At 59.8% G+C, this 25847-nt stretch carries 29 protein-coding genes and 1 tRNA gene; 10 read left to right on the forward strand and 20 right to left on the reverse strand.

The window, feature by feature from the left end; all coding sequences use genetic code 11:
* Positions 1-79 precede the first annotated feature (79 nt).
* Entirely contained in the window at positions 80-835 is a 756-nt protein-coding gene (gene nth / locus VR74_RS13065) for an endonuclease III (protein ID WP_045697459.1), read from the reverse strand.
* Positions 836-892: 57 nt separating this feature from the next.
* Here nth and VR74_RS13070 point away from each other — a divergent pair, with 57 nt between their 5' ends.
* The 4 genes from VR74_RS13070 (at position 893) to VR74_RS13085 (ending at position 4306) form a co-directional block, all read left to right on the forward strand.
* Positions 893-1381, forward strand: coding sequence for a DUF2244 domain-containing protein (locus tag VR74_RS13070; protein WP_045697461.1), 489 nt, complete (start codon positions 893-895; stop codon positions 1379-1381).
* Positions 1382-1496: 115 nt separating this feature from the next.
* The gene (locus tag VR74_RS13075) at positions 1497-2828 is read left to right on the forward strand and encodes a cytochrome P450 (RefSeq protein ID WP_299950463.1); all 1332 of its coding nucleotides are present in this window, start codon (positions 1497-1499) and stop codon (positions 2826-2828) included.
* A 66-nt stretch (positions 2829-2894) separates the two neighbouring features.
* Positions 2895-3566 carry a nitroreductase gene (locus tag VR74_RS13080; RefSeq protein ID WP_045697463.1) on the forward strand — a complete coding sequence of 224 codons (672 nt, stop codon included), beginning with the start codon at positions 2895-2897 and terminating at the stop codon, positions 3564-3566.
* 134 nt (positions 3567-3700) lie between these two features.
* Positions 3701-4306, forward strand: a complete 606-nt coding sequence (locus VR74_RS13085) for a DUF1287 domain-containing protein (RefSeq protein WP_299950465.1) — start codon at positions 3701-3703, stop codon at positions 4304-4306.
* 3 nt (positions 4307-4309) lie between these two features.
* On the opposite strand, the gene scpB is transcribed toward VR74_RS13085, so the two are convergent.
* The 5 genes from scpB to VR74_RS13110 form a co-directional block, all read right to left on the reverse strand.
* Positions 4310-5368, reverse strand: coding sequence for an SMC-Scp complex subunit ScpB (scpB, locus tag VR74_RS21040; RefSeq protein WP_299950468.1), 1059 nt, complete (start codon positions 5366-5368; stop codon positions 4310-4312).
* Complete coding sequence (locus VR74_RS13095) at positions 5355-6188, reverse strand: ScpA family protein (RefSeq protein WP_045697464.1); 834 nt, start codon at positions 6186-6188, stop codon at positions 5355-5357. The genes scpB and VR74_RS13095 overlap by 14 nt, the downstream gene beginning before the upstream one ends.
* Positions 6185-7222 carry a glycoside hydrolase family 3 N-terminal domain-containing protein gene (locus VR74_RS13100; RefSeq protein WP_299950471.1) on the reverse strand — a complete coding sequence of 346 codons (1038 nt, stop codon included), beginning with the start codon at positions 7220-7222 and terminating at the stop codon, positions 6185-6187. Before VR74_RS13100 ends, VR74_RS13095 begins: the two co-directional genes overlap by 4 nt.
* On the reverse strand, positions 7222-8085 hold the full coding sequence (locus tag VR74_RS13105) for an SPOR domain-containing protein (RefSeq protein WP_045697466.1): 864 nt from the start codon (positions 8083-8085) through the stop codon (positions 7222-7224). Before VR74_RS13105 ends, VR74_RS13100 begins: the two co-directional genes overlap by 1 nt.
* 128 nt (positions 8086-8213) lie before the next feature.
* Positions 8214-9386, reverse strand: coding sequence for a deoxyguanosinetriphosphate triphosphohydrolase (locus VR74_RS13110; protein WP_045697468.1), 1173 nt, complete (start codon positions 9384-9386; stop codon positions 8214-8216).
* A 27-nt stretch (positions 9387-9413) separates the two neighbouring features.
* On the opposite strand from VR74_RS13110, the gene erpA reads away from it, so the two are divergent.
* Together erpA and VR74_RS13120 are read left to right on the forward strand one after the other, a co-directional pair.
* Positions 9414-9755 carry an iron-sulfur cluster insertion protein ErpA gene (erpA, locus tag VR74_RS13115; protein WP_045697470.1) on the forward strand — a complete coding sequence of 114 codons (342 nt, stop codon included), beginning with the start codon at positions 9414-9416 and terminating at the stop codon, positions 9753-9755.
* Positions 9756-9823: 68 nt separating this feature from the next.
* The gene (locus VR74_RS13120; protein ID WP_045697472.1) at positions 9824-10993 is read left to right on the forward strand and encodes an epoxide hydrolase family protein; all 1170 of its coding nucleotides are present in this window, start codon (positions 9824-9826) and stop codon (positions 10991-10993) included.
* Here VR74_RS13120 and nusB read toward each other — a convergent pair.
* From nusB to glyA, 7 genes are read right to left on the reverse strand one after another with little or no spacing between them, the layout of a single operon-like run.
* The gene (gene nusB, locus VR74_RS13125) at positions 10990-11469 is read right to left on the reverse strand and encodes a transcription antitermination factor NusB (protein WP_045697474.1); all 480 of its coding nucleotides are present in this window, start codon (positions 11467-11469) and stop codon (positions 10990-10992) included. The genes VR74_RS13120 and nusB overlap by 4 nt on opposite strands.
* Positions 11466-11894: a 6,7-dimethyl-8-ribityllumazine synthase gene (ribH, locus tag VR74_RS13130; protein ID WP_045697476.1), complete on the reverse strand. Its 429-nt coding sequence runs from the start codon at positions 11892-11894 to the stop codon at positions 11466-11468. The genes nusB and ribH overlap by 4 nt, the downstream gene beginning before the upstream one ends.
* A complete protein-coding gene (ribB, locus tag VR74_RS13135; protein ID WP_045697477.1) occupies positions 11894-13021 on the reverse strand; it encodes a 3,4-dihydroxy-2-butanone-4-phosphate synthase in 1128 nt (375 codons plus the stop codon). Before ribB ends, ribH begins: the two co-directional genes overlap by 1 nt.
* Positions 13014-13646 (reverse strand): riboflavin synthase, encoded by a 633-nt coding sequence (locus VR74_RS13140; RefSeq protein ID WP_045697478.1) that lies wholly within the window; start codon positions 13644-13646, stop codon positions 13014-13016. Before VR74_RS13140 ends, ribB begins: the two co-directional genes overlap by 8 nt.
* Positions 13647-13675: 29 nt before the next feature.
* Positions 13676-14323, reverse strand: a complete 648-nt coding sequence (locus tag VR74_RS13145; RefSeq protein ID WP_045697479.1) for a RibD family protein — start codon at positions 14321-14323, stop codon at positions 13676-13678.
* Positions 14320-14790: a transcriptional regulator NrdR gene (gene nrdR / locus VR74_RS13150; protein ID WP_045697480.1), complete on the reverse strand. Its 471-nt coding sequence runs from the start codon at positions 14788-14790 to the stop codon at positions 14320-14322. The genes VR74_RS13145 and nrdR overlap by 4 nt, the downstream gene beginning before the upstream one ends.
* Before the next feature lie 6 nt (positions 14791-14796).
* Positions 14797-16104, reverse strand: a complete 1308-nt coding sequence (gene glyA, locus VR74_RS13155) for a serine hydroxymethyltransferase (RefSeq protein ID WP_045697482.1) — start codon at positions 16102-16104, stop codon at positions 14797-14799.
* A gap of 221 nt (positions 16105-16325) precedes the next feature.
* Here glyA and VR74_RS13160 point away from each other — a divergent pair, with 221 nt between their 5' ends.
* Positions 16326-16730 carry a MucR family transcriptional regulator gene (locus VR74_RS13160; protein ID WP_045697484.1) on the forward strand — a complete coding sequence of 135 codons (405 nt, stop codon included), beginning with the start codon at positions 16326-16328 and terminating at the stop codon, positions 16728-16730.
* Positions 16731-16771: 41 nt separating this feature from the next.
* Here the strand turns inward: VR74_RS13160 and hemA are convergent, their stop codons facing one another.
* Positions 16772-17989, reverse strand: a complete 1218-nt coding sequence (gene hemA / locus VR74_RS13165) for a 5-aminolevulinate synthase (RefSeq protein WP_045697486.1) — start codon at positions 17987-17989, stop codon at positions 16772-16774.
* Between the two features lie 107 nt (positions 17990-18096).
* Positions 18097-18873: a class II aldolase/adducin family protein gene (locus tag VR74_RS13170; RefSeq protein ID WP_045697488.1), complete on the reverse strand. Its 777-nt coding sequence runs from the start codon at positions 18871-18873 to the stop codon at positions 18097-18099.
* 137 nt (positions 18874-19010) lie between these two features.
* Here VR74_RS13170 and VR74_RS13175 point away from each other — a divergent pair, with 137 nt between their 5' ends.
* Both VR74_RS13175 and VR74_RS13180 read left to right on the forward strand, forming a co-directional pair.
* A complete protein-coding gene (locus tag VR74_RS13175) occupies positions 19011-19778 on the forward strand; it encodes an NAD kinase (RefSeq protein ID WP_045697490.1) in 768 nt (255 codons plus the stop codon).
* Between the two features lie 68 nt (positions 19779-19846).
* Positions 19847-20407 (forward strand): Hpt domain-containing protein, encoded by a 561-nt coding sequence (locus VR74_RS13180; protein WP_299950474.1) that lies wholly within the window; start codon positions 19847-19849, stop codon positions 20405-20407.
* On the opposite strand, the gene VR74_RS13185 is transcribed toward VR74_RS13180, so the two are convergent.
* Positions 20408-21211 (reverse strand): NUDIX hydrolase, encoded by an 804-nt coding sequence (locus VR74_RS13185; protein ID WP_045697494.1) that lies wholly within the window; start codon positions 21209-21211, stop codon positions 20408-20410.
* Positions 21212-21325: 114 nt separating this feature from the next.
* Here VR74_RS13185 and VR74_RS13190 point away from each other — a divergent pair, with 114 nt between their 5' ends.
* Positions 21326-22009, forward strand: coding sequence for an EAL domain-containing protein (locus VR74_RS13190; RefSeq protein WP_045697496.1), 684 nt, complete (start codon positions 21326-21328; stop codon positions 22007-22009).
* Here VR74_RS13190 and VR74_RS13195 read toward each other — a convergent pair.
* The 4 genes from VR74_RS13195 to VR74_RS13205 form a co-directional block, all read right to left on the reverse strand.
* Complete coding sequence (locus VR74_RS13195; RefSeq protein WP_045697504.1) at positions 22006-23166, reverse strand: DUF2336 domain-containing protein; 1161 nt, start codon at positions 23164-23166, stop codon at positions 22006-22008. The two genes, VR74_RS13190 and VR74_RS13195, sit on opposite strands and share 4 nt — an antisense overlap.
* Before the next feature lie 155 nt (positions 23167-23321).
* Entirely contained in the window at positions 23322-24659 is a 1338-nt protein-coding gene (tig, locus tag VR74_RS13200; RefSeq protein ID WP_045697506.1) for a trigger factor, read from the reverse strand.
* A gap of 336 nt (positions 24660-24995) precedes the next feature.
* Complete coding sequence (locus VR74_RS21045) at positions 24996-25541, reverse strand: hypothetical protein (RefSeq protein ID WP_299950477.1); 546 nt, start codon at positions 25539-25541, stop codon at positions 24996-24998.
* 15 nt (positions 25542-25556) lie between these two features.
* Positions 25557-25641: transfer RNA gene (locus VR74_RS13205), tRNA-Leu, on the reverse strand.
* Positions 25642-25847 lie beyond the last annotated feature (206 nt).

Here is a 25847-nt window from a genome sequence, read left to right on the forward strand (position 1 = left end):
CACGTCTCGCGGCATTCTGTGACCAAGGCGTTCTGGTAATGTTGCCTGCATAAAGCGAGCAAATCGACTGGCGGAAATGTCACGTACCGCGCTCTCTGCGTGGCTTGGCTTTCGCCCTGGGGCCCAACCGGGAGACCGTCGCCGGATCTGGCGTCTTGGGTTTGTATTTGCACAAATGCGCGATGGCACAATGCCAGCACTCAGGGGTCTGAGCCTTGCACACATACCGGCCATGCAGGATCAGCCAGTGATGTGCGCCATGCCTGAATTGCGGTGGCGTGATTCGCTCCAGTCCCATTTCCACCTGGTCGGGGGTTTTTCCTGGCGCCAGGCCAGTTCGGTTGGAAACGCGAAACACATGCGTGTCGACGGCAATAGTCGGTACGCCAAATGCCTCGTTCAAGACGACATTCGCCGTCTTGCGCCCAACGCCGGGCAATTCCTGAAGTTCTTCACGCGTGCGTGGAACGACCCCGTCAAACTTGTCGATCAGCATCTGGCTGAGTGCGATGACGTTCTTGGCCTTGTTCCGCCACAGGCCAATCGTGCGGATATGTTCGGCCACGCCATCTTCTCCCAGCGCAAGCATTTTCTCAGGCGTATCTGCGACCGCAAAAAGCTTGGCGGTGGCCTTGTTCACTCCGACATCTGTTGCCTGCGCAGACAATGCGACTGCGACGACAAGGGTGTACGGGCTGGTAAAATCAAGTTCGGTCCGCGGTTCCGGCCTGTCCTGCGCCAGCGCCTGATAGAGTTCAATCGCACGCTCACGCCCAAAGGTCCGCGGGGCTCGCGTTTTCGTCGTCTTCTTCTGAACGGTCTTTTTGTCAGTCATGACTTATGTGTTTAAGACGCACTTTTCCCTGCGCAAGCGCGTGCTAGATAAACTCCCATGTCTGAGGTTCAGGAAACCATCTATTTCGACGCTGTGCTAACGCCCAACCGGTCGCTCAGTCCGCACGGATTTGCGATTGTCATGGCGGTGGTTGGTATTGTCAGCTTCTTTTACGGAGTTGCGTTCGTTTCAATCGGGGCTTTTCCAATACTGGGCTTCTTCGGACTGGACGCACTGGCCATCTACCTGGCGTTTCGATGGTCGTTCAGACAACAACGGGAAGAGACCCGGGTTACGGTCACAGGTAAATCGCTCGTGCTGCACCATCGCAAATCCGACGGCACCAAAAGAACCGTGGAACTGCCCGCAGCCTTCGCACGCGTCGAACTCGATGAACCACTGACCACGACCAGCTGGCTGCGAATCGAGCATGGGCGCACGGCCTATGTCATCGGCCGGTTTCTGACGCCGCCAGAGCGCAAATCACTCGCGACCGCCCTTCGCCTCGCCATTCTGAATGCCCGCGCAGAAAGGCATCTGGCGTGATTCAAGGTCAACAAAAATAAATGACGCATGCGTCATGGTTTTTTGGTACCGGGTGTGATATTCTTGGCTTGTAACAGAACTGGTGTCCCGCTCAGGGACCCTTCGGAGGAAAAATATGGCTGCCGATACCGCACAAATCTTTGATCACCCTGCGCTTCAGCGCCCGAAAGTTTCGGACCGTGAACCCCTTCATCCCGGATACCTGCGCGTGGGAGAGGACGTGCCGCCCGCGTCTGCGCTCGACATCACGACGATGGACATCGTCGACCCGGAGGTCTGGCGTCAGGGCAAGTACTGGGACCGGCTTGAGCGGCTGCGTAACGAAGACCCGGTCCACTTCACACCAGACAGTTTTGTCGGGCCATACTGGTCGGTCACCCGCTATGAGGACATCATGGCCATCGACACCGATCACAAGCGCTTCTCATCCAGTTGGGAACATGGCGGAATCACGCTTGGCGCGCCGCTTGAAGACTTTGAAATGCCGATGTTCATCGCGATGGACGAGCCGCGTCACTCCGAGCAGCGAATCACTGTCCAACCTGCCGTCGCGCCAAACATGCTCAAGGAATATGAACCCCTGATCCGCTCGCGGACGCAGGGATTGCTGGACAGCCTTCCTGTCGGAGAGCCGTTCGACTGGGTCGATAAGGTGTCCGTGGAACTGACGACAATGATGCTGGCCACGCTGTTCGACTATCCGTTCGAGCGCCGCCGGGACCTAACCCGCTGGTCGGATGTTTCGACGAACATGAACAATCCCGATATCTGCCCCGGCGGGGAAGAACAGTGGAAGCAGGAGATGATGACCTGCCTCACAACGTTCATGGGCATCTTCCAGGAACGTGGCGCGATGCCCGAGAAAAATGATCTTATCAGCCTGCTGGCCCATGGCGAAAAGACTCGCAACATGACGCCGATGGAGCTGCTTGGTAACGTCATCCTGCTCATCGTTGGCGGCAATGACACGACCCGCAATTCGATGACCGGATCTGTCTACGCGCTGAACAAGTTCCCGGCTGAGTACGAAAAACTGAAAGCCGACCACTCGCTGATCCCGAACATGGTCTCGGAAACAATCCGGTGGCAAACGCCACTCGCTTTCATGCGCCGCACCGCGCTCGAAGACGTCGAGATGCACGGCAAGACGATCAAGAAGGGTGACCAGGTCGCCATGTGGTACGTCTCCGGCAACCGCGACGAGCGCTTCTGGGACCACCCGAACGACTTCATCATCGACCGGGCGAATGCGCGCCGGCACATCTCCTTCGGATTCGGTATCCACCGCTGCGTAGGCAACCGCCTTGCGGAGCTGCAGCTGCAGATCCTGTGGCAGGAAATCATGGAGCGCTTCAGCCACATCGAAGTGCTAGCCGAGCCATCGCTGACCTCTGGCGCCTTCGTCAAGGGCTACACTTGGATGCCCGTTATCTGCCATCCAAAATAAGCCTGTTGGCTGACGCCGCGCAAAGACTGCTAAACCTCCCGTCATATCCTGACGGGAGGTTTTTTCATGGATGTTTCCACCGCAGTCGCGCAGCGCATTTCAACGCGCGCGTTCAAACCCGATACCCTCTCGGAGCGTGAGATACGCGACTGGCTAACAGCAGCGCAACGCGCGCCATCCGGGGGTAATACGCAGCCGTGGCGTGTGATCGTGGTGACGGGGAATGCCCGCGACGAGATTATCGCCAAGGCAGCCAGCGTCCTGAAGGACAGCCCGGCAGGTCAGCCGACCGACCGGCCGATCTATCCGAAGGACCTGTGGGAACCGCACGAGGCACGACGGCGCCGTGTGGGAGAGATGATGTATGACGTGCTGGATATCCCCAAGTCGGACCGGGCGGCGCGCCTTGCCTGGTTTGCCAATAACTTTCGCTTCTTCGGGGCGCCGGTCGCCGTATTCATTGTGATTGACGAACGGATGGGCCACGGCCAATGGGGCCATACCGGCATGTATCTGCAGACCCTGGCCCTGCTCGCTGAGGAGCGCGGATGGGGGACATGCATGCAGGAATGCTGGGGAATACTGCGCCCAATGCTGAAGGAACATTTCGGTCTTGGCGCTGCCGAAATGGTCTGGTGCGGGATCGCCGTGGGCATCCCGGACGCCGACCATCCCGTCAATTCGCTGCGCGCCGAACGCGCCGACGTGGACGAAATTGCCGTTCTGAAGGGGTTCTGAGCGGGTTTGGCGGGGTGCGGGACGTGTGCCTGTGGTCGCATAAAGGCGCTGTAAGAGTGCGGAGGGGTGTGGTTGCGCCGATTGGGCGCCATTTTCGACCTATTGCTGCCGCATCGAAATGATCTGCTGCCTGCATGATCACGCGACGTGCCGCATTCTCCGGCCTGTTGGCCCTCCCACTCGTTCCGAGCGTTCTTGGCGAACGCCTGATCCCCTGGGAGACCCGTCTCATCATGGCTGCACGTGAGCAGATAGGCATCACGCTGTCATATGACCCCGCCTATGTCAGCCTGGACTTTCCGAATGGCGACGTTCCGCGAGCCCGCGGTGTGTGCACGGACGTGCTTGTACGGGCCTATCGAGACGCCTTCGGCTTCGACCTGCAGTCAGCCGTACATAAGGACATGGCGGCGGCGTTCAGCGCCTATCCGAAAATCTGGGGGCTGACCCGGCCTGACAGGAATATCGACCACAGGCGCGTGCCAAACCTGGAGACCTATTTCCGGCGCCATGGCACGCGGCTCGCTGTCCCCGGCGACCTGGCAGACTGGCAGGCTGGCGACATCTACACAATGCGCCTCAATGGCAGGCTGCCACATGTCGGTATCGTGTCAGACAAGGTGACGCCCATGGGGCACCGCTACGTCATTCACAACATCGGTGCCGGCACGGCCGAGGACGACATCCTTGGCATGTTCGACGAAGAGCAGCGTTTCAGGTTCGAGCCGCCCGCAGCATGAGCCTTATTCCTCGTCGTCCCAGTCGCTCATCGGGCGTTCTGGCTCGCGCGGATTGGCCGCGAGCTGGATGACGGCGGCCTTGACGCTTGCGCGGTCGAATTCGTCATCGTCCTCTGCGGCCCGCGGGCGGGGCTTGAGATAGGCAAAAACGCTGACGCCGCTGGAATCGTCCTCGACTGTTTCGGATTCTGCTGTTTCGGCGGCCTCGTCTTCGATCACGTGGACAGACGCTTCTGACTCTTCGTCATCGTCGAAGCCTGTGTCTGTGCTGGCCTCCGGCGTTGCCTCGGCGTCGTCTTCCTCATCCATATAGTCAGTAACGAACGCATCGACGGGTTCGACATCCGCAGAATCATGGATGAGCACGTCCTCGTCGTTGAGTGCTTCCTCGTCCGGCATCTGGACGCCGGAGGGGATCACATCGGACAAGAGGCCTTCGGCTTCGAGATCGGCCTTGCCGGGAAGCGTATCCAAACTTTCGAGACCGAAATGTTCAAGGAAGGCATCCGTCGTGCCATAGGTCATGGGCTGGCCCGGCGTCTTGCGGCGGCCCTTGATCTTGACCCAGCCCGCTTCCATCAGCGAGTCGATCGTGGTCTTGGCAACGGCAACACCGCGAACGGCTTCGATCTCGGCCCGTGTAACGGGCTGGCCGTAGGCGATGATCGCGAGGGTCTCGAGCGCCGCCTGACCAAGTCGCTTCTGAACCTGGCGCTCTTCCACGAACAGGTAGGACAGGTCCTGCGCCGTCTGGAACCGCCACTTGCCGGCGACTTCAACCAGGTTCACGCCCCGATTCGCATACATGGCGCGCAGGGCCATCAGGACTTCGGCGGACTCGACACCGTGCGGCAGGATTTCTGCAATCTGGTCTGCTGAAAGCGGCTCGCCTGCGGCGAACAGGATGGCCTCGGCGCGCCGGATACCCTCGGACAGGGCCTCCTCGACGCCGCCAGCCAGTTCGGCTTCGGACCGTTTGTAGGCGAAGGACAGCTGGGCCAAGGGATCCCGCGTCTCTTCAGGTGAATCATCCATCATTTCAAACTTCTCAAGCGGTTGCATCCCTGCCCTCCCCGGGGTTGGTTCCTGCATTACGTAGGTAAAGTGGCGCAAAATGGGCGTCCTGACGCACGTCGACTTCCCCGTCACGGGCAAGTTCGAGTGCGGCCGCAAACACGCTGGCGGTGACCGAGCGTGGCGGCAACAAGGGGTCCACATCGGTCATGCTGATCCGGATGTCGTCCAGACTGGACCACTGGCTCAATTGCTCGCGCAAGGCACGCAACGTGGTCCGGGCAAGTTCAAGCGGCAGGACGAACTGCTGCTCGATCTTGTGAGGCGCTTCCTGTTCCTTGCGCTCGCGTATCGCGCCAAAGGCCTGTGTCAGCTCGTAGAGCGACGCCTTGAATTCAGTGTGCTTGACGACCCGCGGCTGTTCCGGGCGGCCGCGCAGGAAAATGACATTGTTCAGGACCGGACCGGCCTCCAGTTCCTGAACGGCCGTGCGCATCGCATCAAGACGTTTGAGGCGGAACGCGAGACGCTCGGCCATTTCCTCGCCTGACGGCTCTTCATCGTCCAGCTTTTCCGGCTTTGGCAGCAGGAGGCGCGACTTCATGAAGGCGAGCCACGAGGCCATCAGCAGATAGTCGGCGGCCAGGTCCATGCGCCGGGTCTTGGCGTCTTCGATGAAGACGAGATACTGGACCGCGAGGTCGAGAATGGAGAGGTGGAGCAGGTCCACTTTCTGGCGACGGGCGAGTTCCAGCAGCAGGTGCAGCGGACCTTCATAGCCATCGACATCGACGCGGAAAATGTCACCCGCTTCGGCGTCCTGCGCGTCTGCCGACAGCGCATCGATGGAGATGACGTCCAGGCTCATGCCATCGCCCTGAATTCAGGGAAGAGTTCATGGAAGCGGGCCCAGCCTGCCTGGGCATCGAAAGGGATTTCCGCCGTCGTCATAGCCTCGGCCCGCTGCGCCCGTTGAAGGGCCTTTCCCGCAGTAACAGGAGAAGCCTCAGCGACTTCGGTCATTTCCGCAAGAATTTCATCGGGCGCCTTCAGGAAGCCCGAACAGTGCAGCAGCACGTCACATCCGGCTGCAATTGCACCGTCTGCACGCGTCGTCAGGCTACCGCCCAGCGCCCTCATCCCCAGGTCATCCGTCATCAGCAGGCCATCAAACCCGATTCGCTCGCGAATGATGCCCTGTATTACCGCTGGCGACAGGGTCGCGGCGACGCCGGGGTCGATGGAATCGTAGGCAATATGGGCGGTCATCGCCATCGGCGCATCCGCAAGGCGCACGAAGGCGTCAAAATCCTTGGCCAGCTCGTTGGTGCTCGCGATGACGCGCGGCAGTTCCAGATGGCTGTCGGACATGGACCGGCCATGGCCGGGGATATGCTTCACGACACCCGCCACACCGCCATCCGCCAATCCCTTCAGGGCGGCGCGGGCAATGTCGGCCACCTGCTCCGGCTCGGTGCCAAAGGCCCTGTCGCCGATCACATCATGTGCGCCGGGCACCGGCAGGTCGACCACAGGCGCGCAATCAGCATGGATCGACAGGGAGGCCAGTTCGGCCGCGATCAGGCGGTGGCCGAGCCAGGCGGCCTCCAGGCCGCGTTCGCGATCAGACTGATAGACGAGCGCATAGTCCTCGCCGCGCGGGAAAAGCGGCCATTCGGGCGCCTTCAGACGGGCCACACGCCCCCCCTCCTGGTCGATGAAGATCAGGGTAGAGCGACCGGTTGCATCCCAGATGTCGGAGACGAGCTGGCGGATCTGGGGTTTCGAGACGCAGGAACGCCCCATCAGGATCACGCCCCACGGGTCATGTGCGGAAAAGAGCGCCCGCTCTCCCGGTGTCAGTATCGGTCCTGAGACGCTGAGAATGCACGCCTTTGTCACTATCCAGTCACCACAATGCAGTTTTCGCCAGCGGACTTGAGCGCGGCGCAGAAGTCCATTGCCTCCGATCTTTCGGCAAAGGCCCCGACGCGCAAGCGGTAAAACACACCTTTGGCGCCCAGATCGGCCCGCTGGATGTGCTTCTCGGCGCCTTGATAGATGTCGGGGCGCGAGGCAGATGCCTTGCGCCATGCAGCTTCGGCCGCTTCTTCGGACCGGAAGGCGGCGATCTGGACCAGAAAGGCGCCTCCAACGCTGAAATCGAACTCGGAGCTGCTTTGGCTCGGCAGAATCGCCCTGGGCGCCATTGGCATCGGCACCGGGTTTACGGACGCGACATCAACCGCGTCTTCGGGATCATCAGCCGGGCGCTCGTCCAAATTGGCCAGCGCGCGCACCTGATCGGCAACCACGTTCGGCATGCCGTTCTCGGGATCAACGCCGTCGTCCGTGCCTGATTCGACACCCGGACGCAGTTCGATGGGCGGACCGCCCTGCAGGAATTCGTCGCTTGAGGCGCCATCAAGGTCAGCAACGGCAGATTCGGGCACTTCGGACCGGTTGGAGGCGTCCATCTGGTCGTAGAATCGCTTGTCGGTATCGGGAACCGCGACACCGCCTCGGTCTTCCGGCGTCCGCTTGTATGGCTGTGCATCTGCAATGACGCTTGGGATTCCAGCGCCATTGGAGCGAACGCCCTGACGGTATGTATTCCAGACGACAGCGCCGAAAACCAGCAGCACGCCAATGGCGAGCGCCAAAATCAGCGGCCCGCGAGCCGTTTCGTCATCGCGGATCTCGAATCCCCGGTAATCATCGTCAAAAGGGGCGTAATTTCCCCTCTCGTTGCGCGATCTGCCCATGGACTGTTCCTTCAGATTGATTTTCTGAGGTTAACAATAGGGCCGGTTTCGTTAATGACGCTTGAACATCAGGGCTTTTCCCCGCAGGCAAAGGCCGCCCGGGGTTAACGGTTACAGACTGAACGGGGTCAGCGCATGACGCTGACATCGTACAGGCGGCGGTGTTCCTCCATGGCGAACGTGTCCGTCATACCAGCGATATAGTCACACACGATGCGGGCCCGGCGGGCGTCGGTGACCTGGGTCGCATCCTGGCGCCATGGCGGCGGCAAGGTCTCAGGCTCGGCCAGGAAGATGTTGAACAGGTCCGCCAGCAGGCGTTTGGCCTGGCTGCGCATGCGGTTGACCTTGTAATGCTTGTACATGCGCTCGTGGAGAAACGCCCTGAGCGCGCGCTGGCGCGCCTCCAGCTCAGCCGAGAAGGCAACGAGCGGCACATCCATCGCGCGCACCTCGGCGGCGCTGGCGGGCTTGTGGAGCTTGATGCGGCGGCGTGTCTCGTCGGTCAGGTCATTGATCCAGACGCCGATCAGGCGCCGCACGGCCTCATATGTGACCATGCGGTCGCTCAAATGCGGATATTCGATACGAACGCCCCGGAACTGATCCCCCACGACCGGGATGTCCATCAGGTCGTCGATGGTGAAGAGACCGGACGCGATGCCATCGTCAATGTCATGGTTATTGTAGGCGATATCGTCCGACAGGGCCGCGACCTGTGCCTCCGGTCCGGCAAACTGGTCAGGTTCCAGATCGGCCAGATGAGGGAAATTGCGGAACGCAGCCGGCAGACTGGTAATCGGCGTGTCGGGACCAGTCACCGGACCGTTGTGCTTGACCAGGCCCTCGAGCATTTCCCAGGTCAGGTTCAGTCCCTCGAAACTGGGGTAGCGCACTTCCAGCTTGGTCACGAGACGCAGAGTCTGGGCGTTGTGGTCGAAGCCTTCATAGGCCCGCATGCACTCATCCAGCTGATCCTCGCCGGCGTGTCCGAACGGCGGATGGCCGAGATCATGGGCCAATGCGAGCGCCTCGGCGAGATCTTCATCAAGGCCGAGCGTGCGGGACACGCTGCGCGCGATCTGGGCGACTTCCAGGGAATGCGTGAGCCGTGTCCGGTAATGGTCACCCTCATGGGCCACAAATACCTGCGTTTTCTGCTTCAGCCGGCGAAAGGCTGTCGAGTGGACGATGCGGTCGCGGTCGCGCTGAAACGGCGTTCGCGTGGCCGATGGCGCCTCGTCAAAATAGCGGCCGCGGCTCTCTTCGTGGCGCGTCGCAAACACGGCTCTCTTTTCCATCGGCCAATTCGTCCCTATCTTGTGTGCATGAGCACCGTAACGAGCCCTGATGTGACCCTGTCCGCCTCCGCTGCCAAGCGGATTAATGCGATTCTGGCAAAACAGGACGGCGCAGACTTCCTGCGCGTTTCCGTGGAGGGCGGCGGCTGCTCCGGGTTTTCCTACAAGTTCGACTTTGCCGATGCAGCCAATCCGGACGATCTCGTGATCGAGCGCGACGGCGCGCGTGTGCTGATCGACACGATGAGCCTTGAATTCCTCCAGGGCTCGGAAATCGATTTTTCCACCGAACTGATCGGTGCGGCATTCAAGATAAACAATCCGAACGCCACCGCTGCCTGCGGGTGCGGGACCAGCTTTTCAGTCTGACCTGCCCCGGCGTCCGGCTCGCGTGACGCCCGCTTTGCGTCTATGCTCGCCGGCAGGAGGACGCGCACATGCCAAAGGCCAAGCCATTCAGGATTGATATTCCCGATGCGAAGATCGCGGCCATTCAGGATCGCGTGAAGAATTACAAATGGTTTCCGGCCCCGGCCAATGAGCATGGCTTTTCCTATGGCATGTCCACGCAGGTCATGAAGGAAATGCAGCGCTACTGGCTTGCCGGATACGACTGGCGCGAAGCCGAAACCGATCTCAACCGCTATCCCAGCTACAAGGCCGACGTCGATGGAATGGATATCCATTTCATCCATGTCGTTGGCGAAGCTGGCGGCAGCCGCCCCCTGTTGCTCACCCACGGCTGGCCCGGATCCTTCTATGAATTCTGGGGCGCAATCGGGCCGCTTGCCTTCCCGTCCAAGCATGGCGGCAAGGAAGAGGATGCCTTTGATCTCGTGATCCCGTCGCTGCCCGGCTACGGCTTTTCGGAGAAACCCAAATCGCCTATGGGCCAGCGGGCCACGGCCGGATTGTGGAACACGCTGATGCAGGATGTGCTCGGCTACGAGACCTACCTCGCTCAGGGCGGCGACTGGGGCGCATTGGTGACATCCTGGATCGGTCATGATCATGGCACCCATGACGGCAAAGGCGGGTGCAAGGCGATCCACCTGAACATGATGGGGTTCCGCCCGACGCCTGCGACGCCGCAGACGCAGGAAGAGATCGACTGGATCGGAAAGTCGCAGACTGCCATGCAGGTGGAAGGCGCTTATTTCATGGAACAGGCGACCAAGCCGCAGACACTGGCCATGGCCCTGATGGACTCGCCGATGGGAACAGCGGCCTGGATTCTGGAGAAATTCCACGGATGGTCAGACCTGAAGGACGGCGACCTTTTCAGCGTCTATTCCAAGGACCAGCTGATGACCAATATCATGATCTATCTGGTGAACGACGCCATTGCGACCAGCATCTGGTACTATAACGCCCTGTTCCAGGAAGGCGGCGTGACCCTGCCGGAAGGCCAGCGTTGCGAAACGCCAACCGGGTTTGCGAACTTTCCCGGAGAGGCCGTTTACCCGGCGCCGCCCCGCAGCTGGTGCGAACGCGTCTACAACATCACTCACTGGACCGATATGGAGAGCGGCGGGCATTTCGCTGCGATGGAAAAGCCGGGCATGTTTGTCGACGAGGTTCGCGCCTGGGGCCGCAAGTCAGATTAGGCGGCATTGCCCTTTCGCAGGTCCCGGCCGACATTCTGGAGCACTGCATTGACGAACTTGGCTTCGGTTTCGTCAAAGAAATCATAGGCCAGCGAGACATACTCATCGAGAATGACGGCCTCGGACAGCTCCTGATGCACGATGAACTCCGCCGCGCCGGCGCGCAGGATGGCGCGGGTCGTGGCGTCGAGGCGGGTCAGTTTCCAGCCTTCGGACAGGCGTGACAGGATGGCTGTATCGATCACCGCCTGATGTTCGACCACGGCATTGAGAATGGCCTTGAACAGGTCCGGATCGGCTTCCTCGACGGGGCGCTCGTCCGGACCGATACCCAGGCGGTCTTCCATGAAGGCACGAATGGTGGCCTTGGCCGATTTCTCGGTCTGCTCCATTTCGTACAATGCCTGGACAGCAGCCAGCCGGGCGCCTGCGCGGCGCGCACGGATGACTTCAAACGGGAGTTTCTGTTCGCTCAACGAATGAGCTCCTTACGGAACCGGATCATGGCGAGGCAAGCCTCGGCGGCGTCCTTGCCCTTGTTCTTCTGTTTGCGGTCAGCGCGGACCCATGCCTGCGCTTCGTTCTCGACGGTCAGGATACCGTAGCCGACGGCCTGGCGGCGCTGAACAATCAGATCCATGAGGCCCCGGGCACTTTCACCGCATACATAATCATAGTGGGATGTCTCGCCACGGATGACGCAACCGAGGGCGACGGCGCCATCAAACCGGCCGCTGTCAGCCGCCATGGCGACGAGGCCTGGAATTTCAAAAGCGCCCGGCACTTCCATGACGGTCACTTTCGCGCCGGCTGCTTCCAGCACTTCCACTGCGCCGAGCTCCAGCTCGTCGCTGATGTGTTTGTAATAGCGCGATATCGCAATGAGGACGCGGTCCGCCATTAGTTGTTCTCCTCGTTCAAGCGGCGCCAGCCCTCTATGGTCAGGCCGTATCCGTCAAGCCCCGCAACGCGGGTGGGCTGCGTATTGGACAGGAAGGTCATCTTGCGAACGCCAAGATCCCTCAGGATCTGGGCCCCCACGCCATATTCACGCAGCGGCGCGGACGGATCGATCGCCGTTGCGGACTTCAGGCCCAGGCGCTCTGACAGCGCGTTCGGGCGCATCGTGTTGACGAACACGATCACCCCGGGCTCCTCAGCTTCGCAGATGATGCGCATGGCCCGCTCGACCAGGCCCTGGCGCGGGCCGGACTCGCCGAGAATATCCGCCAGGACGTCCGCGCGGTGGACCCGGACAATGGTCGTGGAATCCGGTGTGATTTCACCATGAACGATGGCGATATGCTCGGAGCCATCGAGATTGTTACGGAAGCAGACTGTTTTGAAACCTTCTCCATAGGCGGAGTGGAGCGGTGCTTCGACGCGGCGCTCAAGGAACCGGTCATTCTCGCGGCGCCAGTGGATCAGGTCTGCAATCGTCCCGATTTTCAGGTTGTGGAACTGCGCGAAGGCCACGAGGTCCGGCAGGCGCGCCATCGACCCGTCATCATTCATCACTTCGCAGATCACGCCGGCGGGATAGAGCCCGGCCATGCGCGATATGTCGACTGCCGCTTCCGTGTGGCCTGCACGCACCAGCGTACCGCCTTCTTTTGCGATCAACGGAAAGACATGCCCTGGCGAGACAATGTCGTCGTGGTCAGCGGTCGGGTCGATGGCAACCGCAATGGTGCGGGCACGATCATGCGCGGAGATGCCGGTCGTCACGCCCTCTTTCGCTTCGATCGAGACGGTGAACGCGGTCTGCATGCTCTCACGATTGTTACGCGTCATCGGATCAAGGTTGAGCGTGTGGGCACGTTCGGGGGTCATCGCGAGACAGATCAGCCCGCGGCCATGACGCGCCATGAAGTTGACGTGCTCCGGCGTCGCGAAATTGGCCGGGATGATCAGGTCTCCCTCATTCTCGCGATCATCGGCATCGACAAGAATGAACATGCGGCCGTTGCGGGCCTCTTCGATGATCTCGTCAATCGACGAAATCGCGTGCTGGAATTCATCAGACATTTTGAGGGGGTCCTTCCGGCGCGTCGGCGCCTATCATGCGGGCCACATAGCGTGCCAGCATATCGATCTCAAGGTTTACGTGGGAGCCGGGTGCCAGTTCTGAAAGTGTTGTGACGTCCCAGGTATGGGGGATGATGGCCAGCTGGAAATCGCCATTTGGCAAGGCCTCTGCCACAGTGAGGGACACGCCATTGATGGCGGCCGACCCTTTGGTTGCAAAATAGCGCGCGATTGCCGCAGGGGGACGAATGGTGAGCCGCCAGCTTTGCCCTTCCGGTTCAATCGATACGACCTCACCGACGCCATCGACATGGCCAAACACGAAATGGCCGCCAAGCTCGTCGCCGAGCTTCAGGCTTTGTTCGAGATTGACGCGCGAGCCGACATTCCATTCGCCAAGCACGGTTTTTAACAGGGTTTCCGGAACAGCCTCGACGGCAAACCATGCCCCGCGCTCCCCCTGCCCCATATCCACGACCGTAAGGCATACGCCGGAATGCATGATCGACGCCCCCATGGCGACGCCGTCGAGCGGATAGCCGCTTTCGACTTCGAAGCGCATGAGGCCATTGCGCGCCTCGGCCTTGCGGACCGTTCCGACGTCAGTGACGAGACCAGTAAACATTGCGGGGCGTATCCTTTGCCGGACTTATGCTAAATTCGAACATAAGTATCGAGAACGTCATCTCCAATCCGTTCCGTTGCGACAGGCCGCCAGCGTGACGCAGAGGCAAGATCGCTGAGCCCCAGCCCGCCAAGCGCCGGAAGGCCGTCCCCGCCGATCAGGATTGGTGCGCGGAACCAGGCGATCTCGTCAACAAGCCCGGCCCGGATGAAGGACGCAGCCAGAGTTCCCCCGCCTTCCAGCAGGATGGAGGTGATCCCCTCGCCTTCTGCGCGGCGCACAAGCGCGGTTACGTCCACGCGCAGCCCGTTTCCACACTGCCAGATGTCAACGCCGCTGGCCGCGAGGATATCCTGCGGCTGGCCTGCCGTTGCGACAACGACAGGGCCACTGGAAATGGACTGGACAAGGCGCGATTGTTTCGGGGTCCGTCCGCTGGAGTCAGCGACAATGCGAATTGGCTGCCTGGCAGGCATGGGCACGGTGCGGGCCGTGAGCAGCGGGTCGTCGGCCAGGACGGTGCCGATGCCCACGAGGACGGCATCGTGTGCGGCGCGCATCTGGTGGGCGCGTGCGCGGGAACCACTCGTCGTGATCCACTGGCTGGTGCCGTCAGCCAGCGCAATACGCGCATCCAGCGACGTTGCGATCTTGAGGGTGACCCTCACGCCGCTCATAACTCGTCATTGTCTTCTTCGAGCGCAGTTTTTTCGATGAACTGCGCAAAGTCGCTCGGATCCTTGAAGTCACGATAAACGCTGGCATAGCGGACATAGCCAACAGGATCGACGCGCTTGAGGGATTCCATGACCAGTTCGCCGAGCTGGGAAGATGGCACTTCGGACTCGCCGGCGCTTTCCAGTTTCCGCACGATTCCGGACACCATCTGGTCGATGCGTTCGCGGTCCACAGGTCGTTTGCGCACGGCGACAGATATCGACCGGAACAGTTTGTCGCGTTCGAACAAGGACCGTTTTCCGTCGCGCTTCACGACAATGATCTCACGCAGCTGGACACGCTCGAATGTGGTGAAGCGGGCGCCGCAGCTGTCGCACACGCGACGGCGACGCACTGCGGTGTCGTCTTCAGCCGAACGGCTGTCCTTTACAGCTGTATTCTCAGAACCACAAAACGGACATCGCAAAGCGCATCAAGCTCCAAGGCCGTCGTAAATCGGGAACCGGGCTGTCAGCGACTTCACTTCAGCGCGGACCTTGTCTTCAACCGCCGTGCTTTCACCCGCCGCGACTGCGTCCACGACCTCACCGATCCAGTTGCCGATCTGCGTGAATTCCGGCTCGCGAAAGCCGCGCGTCGTTCCAGCGGGCGACCCAACACGAATGCCGCTGGTAATGGTCGGCTTGGCCGGATCGAAAGGTACGCCGTTCTTGTTGCAGGTGATGAAGGCGCGTTCCAGCGCCTGTTCTGCGTCACGGCCGGTCACCTGCTTGGGACGCAGGTCGATCAGCGCGAGGTGCGTGTCCGTGCCGCCAGACACAACATCCAGCCCGCCGGTCTTGCAGGCCGCAGCCATGGCCTGCGCATTCGCCACGACCTGGGCGGCGTAGGCCTTGAACTCAGGCGTCAGCGCTTCGCCGAACGCGACCGCCTTGGCGGCGATGACATGCATCAGCGGACCGCCCTGAATGCCCGGGAAAATGGCCGAGTTGATCTTCTTGGCGAGCGCCTCGTCATTGGTCAGGATCATGCCGCCGCGCGGTCCGCGAAGCGTCTTGTGCGTGGTGGTCGTCGCGACGTGGCAATGCTCTAGCGGGTTGGGGTGAACACCGCCCGCCACGAGACCGGCAAAGTGCGCCATATCGACAAGGAAGATCGCGCCGACTTCATCGGCGATCTCGCGGAATTTCCGGAAATCGATCTGCCGCGGATAGGCAGAGCCGCCCGCAATGATCATCTGCGGACGATGGGCCTTGGCCAGACGCTCGACTTCCACGAAATCGATCTGGTCATCTTCGCGCCGAACACCATACTGGACGGCGTTGAACCATTTGCCGGACTGGTTCGGCTTGGCGCCGTGCGTGAGGTGGCCACCGGCATCAAGGCTCATGCCAAGAATTGTGTCACCCGGCTTCAGCACGGCCTGGAACACGCCCTGATTGGCCTGGCTGCCCGAATTGGGCTGCACATTGGCGTATTGGCAGTTGAACAGGGCCTTGGCGCGCTCAATCGCCAGGTTTTCGGCGATATCGACAAATTCGCAACCGCCATAATAGCGCTTGCCGGGATAGCCTTCGGCATACTTGTTCGTGAGAATTGATCCCTGCGCGTCCAGCACGGCCCGCGACACGATATTCTCCGAGGCAATCAATTCAATCTGATGCTGTTGGCGCGACCGTTCAGCCGCTATGGCCGCAAACAGTTCGGGATCAGCTTCTGACACCGACATTGTAAAGAAACCGCGCTGCTTGATCTGCGCGGGTGCTGCCGTGTCAGCCATGAGAATCTCCGTTAGCAAGGGTCAGCACGTCTTTACGCCGCCTGCACTCCTGCTGCAACCACGACGATTTACCAAGAACAGCATGCAATTCGTAGTATTCTTTGCCATCCAAATCGGCGAATATTGGGTGCCATTACTTGAATTTATATGATATTTATAGGGAACGGGGCTGAATCATCTCGCAAACTGCGCACATTTATCGCAACGGGGCATCGTTAATCATGGGTGAAATCGACCACACCGATGCGCTGGAAATGACGACGAGCATCGTGTCGTCATTCGTAGCCAACAATGCAGTTCCAGTCTCTGAGCTGCCGGAATTGATAAAGGCTGTCCATGGCACGATTGTCAGTCTGTCAAAAGCAGAGCCTGCCACGGAAGATGCGCCGGAACCTGCAGTGCCTGTTGCGAAATCCATCACGCAAGACTACCTGATCTGTCTTGAAGATGGCCGGAAACTGAAGATGTTGAAGCGCTATCTTCGTTCCCGCTATGACATGACACCGGAAGAGTACCGGGCACGCTGGAACCTGCCTGCCGAATACCCGATGGTTGCCCCGAACTATGCCAAAATCCGGTCGCAGCACGCCAGAGACATTGGCCTCGGCAAGAAGAAGTCACGGTAAAATATAAAGTATTCGATGAAAAACAGATAAATCAGGGCGCCTCAGGCAGCCTGATCGAGACCCAGTTGCTTCCATACCGCAAGAATAGCCGCCACCAGCTCATCCATCATGGCCTCGCCGTGAACCGGGCTTGGCGTAAACCGCAAGCGCTCAGTGCCACGCGGAACGGTGGGGTAGTTGATCGGCTGAACATAGATGCCGAAATCGAACAAGAGTGTGTCGGACAGCGCCTTGCAGCGCTCAGGGTCACCAACGAGCAGCGGCACGATATGCGAGGGTGAGTCCATGACAGGCAGGCCCGCATCCGCGAACTTCTGCTTGAGCAACGCTGCATTCGCCTGGTGCACGGACCGCAAACGGCGCCCCTCATCGGTGCGCAACTTGGATACGCTCTCAAGCGCACCTGCCGCCATGACCGGGCAGGTCGACGTCGTGAAGATAAATCCGGAGGCCATCGAACGGATCGAGTCGATCACCGTCGAATGCCCGGCGATATATCCGCCCATCACGCCATAGGCCTTGCCCAGCGTGCCTTCAATAATGTCTATCCGGTCGGCGAGGCCCCGCATTTCTGCGACCCCTGCCCCGTTATGCCCGTACAGCCCGACCGCGTGGACCTCGTCCAGATAGGTCAGGGCGTCGAATTCATCCGCCAGATCGCAAAGCTCTTCCATCCGGCCGAAATCGCCATCCATAGAATAGACGCTTTCAAACGCGATCAGCTTGGGCCGTTTCGGGTCATCGAGTTCCAGCAAGGCACGGAGATGGTCGACATCGTTATGGCGGAAAATGCGGCGGTCCAGACCCGACCGGCGAATGCCTTCAATCATGGATGCGTGGTTTAGCGCATCGGAATAGATGATCATGTCGGGCAGGATCTTGCCCAGCGTCGATAGCGTCGCCTCGTTGGATACATAGCCCGATGTGAACAAGAGCGCCGATTCCTTGCCATGCAGGTCGGACAGTTCCCGCTCAAGATCGACATGGTAGCGTGTCGTACCCGATATATTGCGCGTTCCGCCCGAACCCGCACCAAAGCTGTCGATCGCCTCGTGCATCGCATTGATCACGTCATCATCCTGGCCCATGCCGAGATAATCGTTCGAGCACCAGATCGTGACTTCCCGTTCGCCATCTTCAAACCGCGCGGTCGCCTTGGGAAACCGTCCGCGATGGCGGTGAAGATCGATGAAGACCCGATAGCGGCCTTCGCCATGGATTTCGCCGAGGGCGTCTTCGAATGCTTTGAGATGCTTCATGGCTTGTGGTCGCCCTTTTGGATTTCTGGCGTTAGATAAGCGGGCTCGGCCCGGTTGATAATCCTCAACTACGACAAAGGCTGTTTTTGTCGCATACGTGGATACCCTTAGGAGTCATATCCGGGCGACTGGCGGTCCAGCTTGCGCAACAGCGCCGGCCAGGCGAGGCGGTTGGCCAGCACTTTCGTGCCTTCAGGATTGCTCTGGCCCTTGACGACATTTTGAACGGCTTCAGGAGCGACAATGACACCGTCCCGGCCCGCCGACAGTGCGCGAACCTGCATCGTGCAGGCACGCTCAAGGAAGAACATGCGCAGGAATGTCTCAGCTGCGGTGCCGCCAACGACCAAAGTGCCATGATTGTAGAGCAACATGGTGTTCTTGGTGCCAAGATCGGCCACGAGGCGTTCACGCTCTCCGAGATCGAGGGCAACACCCTCATAGTCATGGTAGGCCAGATCATGGCGCACCAGCATGGATGTCTGGCTTAGGGGCATCAGGCCGTCTTTCTGGCAGGACACGGCAACACCGTCATCGGTATGCAGGTGCATGACGACATGCGCATCCTCGCGCGCAGCGTGGACAGCCGAGTGAATCGTGAAGCCTGCCGGATTGATGAAATACTCTGTTTCCTGGATGACGTTACCGTCGAGATCGACCTTCACCAGAGATGAAGCCGTGATCTCTTCAAACAGCATGCCATAAGGGTTGATAAGGAAATGATGGTCCGGACCCGGCACGCGGTGGGAAATGTGGGTGAAGATCATGTCGTCCCAGCCATGAAGGGCGACAAGCCGGTACATCGCAGCCAGATCGACGCGCGCTTTCCACTCGTCCGCGCTTACGGATCCGCGAATATCAACCTTCTGGGCACCATCGGCCATTCCATTGTCCTCCATCTTTTCGAAGGAAAGTACCGGAAATCGCAGGCACACGCCAGTCAAACCTGACACTGGCGTCAGGATAGCGCAGGCATCGAACGCCTTGACGATTGTTCCGGCGCCGCCGACATGTGGGCGGCATGACCCAGTTACGACTATCCTTTTTCGCCTCCAAGCGTCCTGAAGCGCAGGAAGCCCTGCCTGAGTTGCAGCGACTTTACGGACACGTACCGGAAGAGGACGCCGACGTGATCGTCGCTGTTGGCGGCGATGGGGCGATGCTCGATACGCTCCGCCGCCGTTTCGATGACAACAAGCCCGTTTACGGCATGCACCGCGGAACCGTGGGATTCCTGATGAATGACTACAGCCTCGAAGGACTGGTCGAGCGCATCAATGCCGCCGAGCGGGCGAGCATCATTCCCCTCCGCATGATCGCAACCGATACCCATGGCGAACGACACAGAGCGCTGGCCATCAATGAAGTCTCGCTGCTGCGTCAGACGGCCCAGTCCGCCCGCCTCAAGATCACGGTCGATGACCGAGTACGCATGGAAGAGCTCACCTGTGACGGCGTCATGGTGGCCACGCCGTCCGGATCGACCGCCTACAACCTGTCGGCACATGGCCCGATCCTGCCAATTGGCGCCAACCTCCTGGCGCTGACCCCAGTGAGCGCATTCAGGCCGCGTCGCTGGAAAGGCGCGCTTCTCCGCCACGACGCGATCGTCAACATTGACGTCATCGCCCCCGACCGCCGGCCTGTGGCCGCTGCTGCCGACAATCAGGAGGTCAGGGACATTGTTCATGTGCAGATACGCGAGAGCCGGGACCGGCGGCTGACCATGCTGTTTGATCCCGGGCATGCGCTGGATGAGCGTATATTACGCGAACAATTCGCCTTCTGATGGAGCCCTGGTTTGTCAGCTTTTTTTAAAGATTGGCTCATAATATCGTCTGGTAGATGCGGGGCGATATGATGTTCGACAAGTTACTAGGGAAATGGCGCCTCGCAAAAGGCCGCACGACCGCTGAAGCAAAGCAGGTCTCCACGCCAGACATATCCCGCGTCATCAAGATCCGCGCCCCCGAGCAAGCAAGTGAGAAGCCCACAATCGCCATTTCGGTCGATCCGGTAGAACTTGCCGACAAGGCCGAGGCCGCCGTTGATTCCCTTTCCGGGCAGTTCGATGCCTGGATGTCTGCAGACCTGGACAATTTGATTGCCTCCTGGAACGCCGCCAATGTCCCGGAAGCGACGCCGGAAGCATACCGCGCCGTATTCATGGCGGCCCACAATATACGCGGGGTCGCCGGATCCTACGGTTACCCCGCCATATCTCGGCTATGCGGATCGCTCGCGACCCTGCTCAGCGACACGCACCCTGGTGAAAACTCGGCCCTCATAAACCTGCATGTCGAAGCCTGCCGCGCAGCCTTTATCGGCGTCGGAAAAGGGGACGGCTCGGATTCGGTCGCTGACGCTGTTTGCGATGCGCTCGAGCAATCGGTGGCCTCGAAGGCCGGCGCCAACTGATCAGACATTTACCCGCGACAATAGTTCCACGGTCTGTCCGTATCCTGCCTCTTCGGGGATGAACAGGCAGGGTTCGCCCGCATCGGTCTTCCCGGCCTGGGGCAGCACTGTCACGATAGGTTCTGCACCGAACCGTTCAGCCGCCTCGGCCACTGACGTGCCGCGCGCCAGTTTCACAAGGTTCATACGGGTCGGGAAAATGATCGTGGCTTTGCCGGCAAGCTCCATATCGAGCGCATCGTTTGCGCCAAGCCAGACGGCATCGGTTGTTTCGCGGCCATCGTGCGCGGCAATCTGGTCCGCCGGAGCTGGCGCCAGGTAGAAATGCGTGTCGAAGCGTTTCGGCATCATCTCCGGCGTGATCCAGTGACCAAAGTGGATCAGGCTGTCGAGCGCCAGAACGAGGCCGTTATCGCGTATCAGCTCCAGAAAGCTTTCTTCCCGGCGGTCAACAGCGCCGCGGTGTGGTGCAAGCTTCTCGGATATCTCGGGGCCGACAAGCGGCGCGCCGGGTCCACGCCTGTTCTCGTGCCGCGCCAGCAGCAGTCCTGACTCCTCGAACGCCTCACGTACCGCCGCAATTCGCGCATCCTGCTGGACCGGCCCAAAGTCGCCGTCGGTATAGGGATCCCAATCAGGACTTGAGTCTTCATCATTTGTCTTGCCGCCGGGGAATACGAGCGCACCAGCCGCGAAATCGATCTGGTAATGGCGCTTCACCATGAGGACTTCGGGTGCGGTTTCTCCGTCCCGAATGATCAGCACAGTGGCTGACAGGTGTGGTGTCGAAGGGGTCTTCGTCATGCTGGTAACCTCGATTGGTCAAATTTCGCAAAAATGCAGCCGAATATCTGCGGGTGATGTTCAACTCTCGCCCTTAGGGAAGGCAAGAGACAACACACAGGAAAGGAGCTGGCCATGCGCGCCATTCAATCCCCGCTTGATCGTCAGGCCCGCCTGTCCCCTGCTCCGCAATTCCGGTTTCATACGGTTGTTCACCTCTTGAGCGGCGATTCCCTTGGCCAGATTTGCGAGACTCCTGTTGCGTTCGAAGAACGCGTCGCATTTGGCCCCCGCACCATGCCGAACGAGGTTGCCAACCCTGCCAAGTGGCTGGCCGACCAGCTGAGCCGCATCGCGAGCGCCACGCATGGCCAGCCAGCCAGCCAGAGGCCCATACTCGTGTCAGCTCCGATCGCAGCGCTCGCGCATTCGAACACGGCCGTCGCTTGCGACGCCGCCATCCGCCGGACGTCACTCTGCCAACAGGAAGTATGCCTTGAGTTTGCAGACGCGGCCTTCGCCGGGGGCGCGGCTGACTATGTCGGCAGGCTGGGTTTGCTGCGCCGTCATGGCTTTCGTGTTGCCATTGACATGCGCCGGTCATGGCAGACGCCTCTAAGCGATTCACTTCGCCTGCTGATCGATACGATCCGCGTCGATGCCAGAGCGCTTGAAACCAATCCCGACCTGATGGACCTGGTTGAGGCCGCGGATGCGTCGGGCATCCTGATTGTCGCAGAAAATGCCCATTGGCGCGATGGCGAATACCTGGCGCGCGTTGGCGTTCATGCCGCGACGCACCCGAGAGCTGACGCCTAGGCGGCGTCGAACTCCTTCTCGCTTTCTTCTTCAGCGGCCATTTCCGAATAATAGTCGAGCTTCTCGAGCAGGTATTCGAGGTCATCCTTCGGGATGGCCTGGAACTGTGTGAGAACCCGCTCGATCATGCGCGCGCGGAACCTTGCGCGATCATTGGCGCCGCCATCATGGGTGGTTTCGTGAAATACGTTCACGGCGGCTCGAAACGCCGGCAGCATCTTGCGTGGCAGTCCGGCCCGATCGAACACGGCCTGAAGCCCGAGCGGACCGGCATCGTGGATCATCAGCCAGACACGCTGGTGCCCGACGCCTGACAATTCCGCAAGCGCATGCTCGACAAACGGCATCTGTCCGCAGCACAGCGCACGCATGATCAGCGAATGCCCGAGACGCCCGTTCAGGTTCAGCTGGGACACGAACCGCGGCAGGTCGTGCGTGCGGCCCGCCTGTTCGACCAGATCGATTGTCGCGCGCTCACGTGCGCTGCCTGCAAGGTCAATGGCCATCTGGGCCGGCAACTCGTGCCGGTTGACGAGCAGGTCAAACAGCTGCCCCGAAACAAGGGAAACCATCTTTTCCGCGATGTGCGTCGGAATGAAGTCCCGCTTGATCAGGCCGCTTTGAACGATCTCGTCGGCGCCGAAACGGCGCAGCGTGTCGTCATAGGCCTTGTCGCTGAATTCAGCGCCATTGTTCTTCGATACCGCCCGAACGGCCTCCACTGCGCCATGCTCTGAAATCACTTCGGTGAGCGTGATCGACAGGGAATCGCGATTGGCAATGGCCGCCTGCTTGGCAGCTGTAACGGCCAGCACGAGTTCAATCAGGTCTTCATCGGTAAAGACGGGCGAATCCTGAAGCACCGGAATGGCAACGGCCTCGATATCCTGGGCCAGCTTGAGAGCAATTTCGCGCGGCAGGACGGGCGAGTTGCGCAACGTGACAGACAAGGTCCGGCGCACCAGATCGGCTGAATCCTCCGCGAGGATCGCCATGATCTCGTTGGCGAACGACTTTTCCCGGTCGCTCAGCACGTCGAGTGCAATACGGCGGCAAACGCGATGCGCCACGGACGCACGCTGCTCGGGGGTTTCACCCCGCATCAGCCGTTCTATGTCCTGCTCGGTCAGCTGCGGTCGTATACTCTGAACGCTCATTCGTCCGTAATCCCTAAGAATCGATATCGATCAATTTCTCCCAACGCGGTTAACACAGCGTTTACCAGAGCATCCAGACTGTATCACAAACGAAAAGCGCCGGACTTCATCCCTGAAGTCCGGCGCCCTTGATTTTGATCAGGTTTGTTCGAGACCTACTCGTCTTCTTCCTTGAAGAGTTCTTCGCGGGAGACGATCTCATCCGTCACCTTGGCTGCGGCCAGGATGTGGTCGACAACCTTGTCTTCATAGATCGGTGCGCGAAGCTGGGCCATGGCGTTGGGGTTCTTCTGGAAAAACTCGACGACCTGGCGCTCCTGCCCCGGATACTGGCGGGCCTCGGCGATCAGTGCCTGGTTTACTTCCTGCTCGGTGATGCGGACATCCGCGATACGGCCGATTTCAGCCAGCACGAGACCAAGGCGCACGCGACGCTCGGAAATCTTGCGATACTCTTCCTTTAGCTCGTCTTCCGACTTCGCCTTGTCTTCGTCGGACACGCGGCCTGCATCCATTTCGGTCTGCAGCTGCTGCCAGATCTGCGCGAATTCCTGTTCGACCATGTTCGGCGGCAGATCGAAGCTGTGCGCATCGTCGAGCTTGTCGAGCAGATCGCGCTTCGCCTTCGAGCGGGATGCATTGTCATGCTCGACCTTGAGCTGGTCCTTGACGAGACCCTTGAGCTGTTCGAGGTCTTCAAGACCAAGGCCCTTGGCGAAGTCATCATCGAGTTCCGGCGTCTTGGGCGCGCGAACTTCCTGCACCTTCACTTCGAAGACCGCCGCCTTGCCGGCGAGACCAGCCGAAGGGTAATCTTCAGGGAAAGTGACGTTGAGTTCTTTTTCCTCGCCTGTTTTGACGCCGACGAGCTGCTCTTCAAAGCCCGGGATGAACCGGTTGGCGCCGAGCACCACCGATTGCTGCTCTGCCGTGCCGCCTTCGAAGGCAACGCCGTCAACCTTGCCGACGAAATCGATGACGACCGCGTCGCCGTCTTTCGCTTTGGCAGTCTTGGCGCGGGGCTCGAACTGGGTGTTCTGTTCAGCGATGCGGCCGAGCGCTTCGTTGATCTGCTCGTCCGAAACGTCTGCGACGGGGCGCAAAATTTCGAGGTTCGCGATGTCCGCTGGCGTGAACTCGGGCATCACGTCGATGTCCATGTGATAGGCGAGATCGGCTTCGCCCTTGATGACCGCTTCCATGTCGGCATCCAGGCGCACGCTTGGCTGGCCAGCCGGACGCAGCTCGTTCTCTTGAAGCGCTTTCTGGTTGGTTTCGTCGACAAGTTTGTTGACGAGTTCGCCCATGAGGTCACGACCGAACATCTTGCGGACGTGAGCAGCCGGAACCTTGCCCGGACGGAAGCCTTTCAGCCTCATGCTCGGGCGAATTTCTTCAATCCGCTGGTCAAGTTTCGTTTTGAGTTCGCTCGCCGGAACCTTCACTTCGAATGTGCGGCTAAGACCTTCTGCCTTGGTCTGGGTTACTTCCATTGGTTTATTCATCCGTTTTTGGGGTCGCGAGGCAAAAAAGCACGCTGGAGGCTGTGGAACCTGTCTGAAGGCGCGGCTTATGTCATAGGCTAAAGCGCCTGTCCACGCAGACTATGCGGGATATGCTGCATGTTCAGAAGCCTGGTGCGGATGAGAGGACTCGAACCTCCACGCCTCGCGGCGCTGGAACCTAAATCCAGTGCATTTAAATGGGTCCACAACGCGTTGTGAGAAGCCTAACGCGGAAGCCACAAGACTTAGAGTTTCTAATTGGAACTTATTGCTCGCGCGTCACAGGCTTTTTTGGGTTTTCTGGCCAGAAATAATCTCAGGATTTCAGAACAGATGTGTCCATACGTTTCTGACTACAGCGGACGCGACTGCGCCGATCAAGAATAGTACGCCAGCAAACATGCGTCTTCGCGCGTCACCCCAGGCCCACTTCCAAAACGAGCGCTTCGAGTGGAAGACCTTGCGATCAGCCTCAATGCTTGAGCGGGCATCAAGAATGACACTGTCCAGTTCACCATCTTCAAAAGGTTCGTGTCCGTGGGGGTATCGGTCGCCCTGGCGATACCGTTGACCTTGATGGAGTTCTCGAACGTCGGCGGCAAACTGGTCGACGAGAGTCTTAGCAGTTGCAAAGTCGGTTTCGTCTATAGTTGTGTGCTCAACATCGTGCTCTGAAAGTCTCGCGCGAAGTTCTCGAGAAAATTCTCTCACATGCTGGCACAATGCTCGTTCAAGCGCCCTCCAGAATGCACCCGAAAACAGACGCCCTCCGGCTGAGAATTCTGCCACAATACGTTCCACATTCTCGGTGGAACTACGGATAGCATCTTCTCGAATAGTTTGAGCCACGACGGCAAAATGCTCAGACATGAGGCCCCCAAAATCTGGTGCGGGTAAAGGGACTCGAACCCCCACGGGTTGCCCCGACGGCACCTAAAGCCGTTGCGTCTACCAATTCCGCCATACCCGCTTATTGCCTTATTAGCACAAATCCCTTTTTCGTCACGTCGGACGACACATAATCGCGTCACAACATCTCTACAAATTGAAATAGTTCAGAGGTCGCTCATCCAGATTTCGTCGCGATGCGCAATGGTTTATGGGCGCGGCACAAAAGTCTACGCGAGGTCGAAACCAGTGCCGGGCACAACCTAAATCCAGTGCGTCTACCAATTC

It is taken from the genome of Hyphomonas sp. BRH_c22 (genome assembly GCF_000961795.1).
GTDB lineage: Bacteria > Pseudomonadota > Alphaproteobacteria > Caulobacterales > Hyphomonadaceae > Hyphomonas.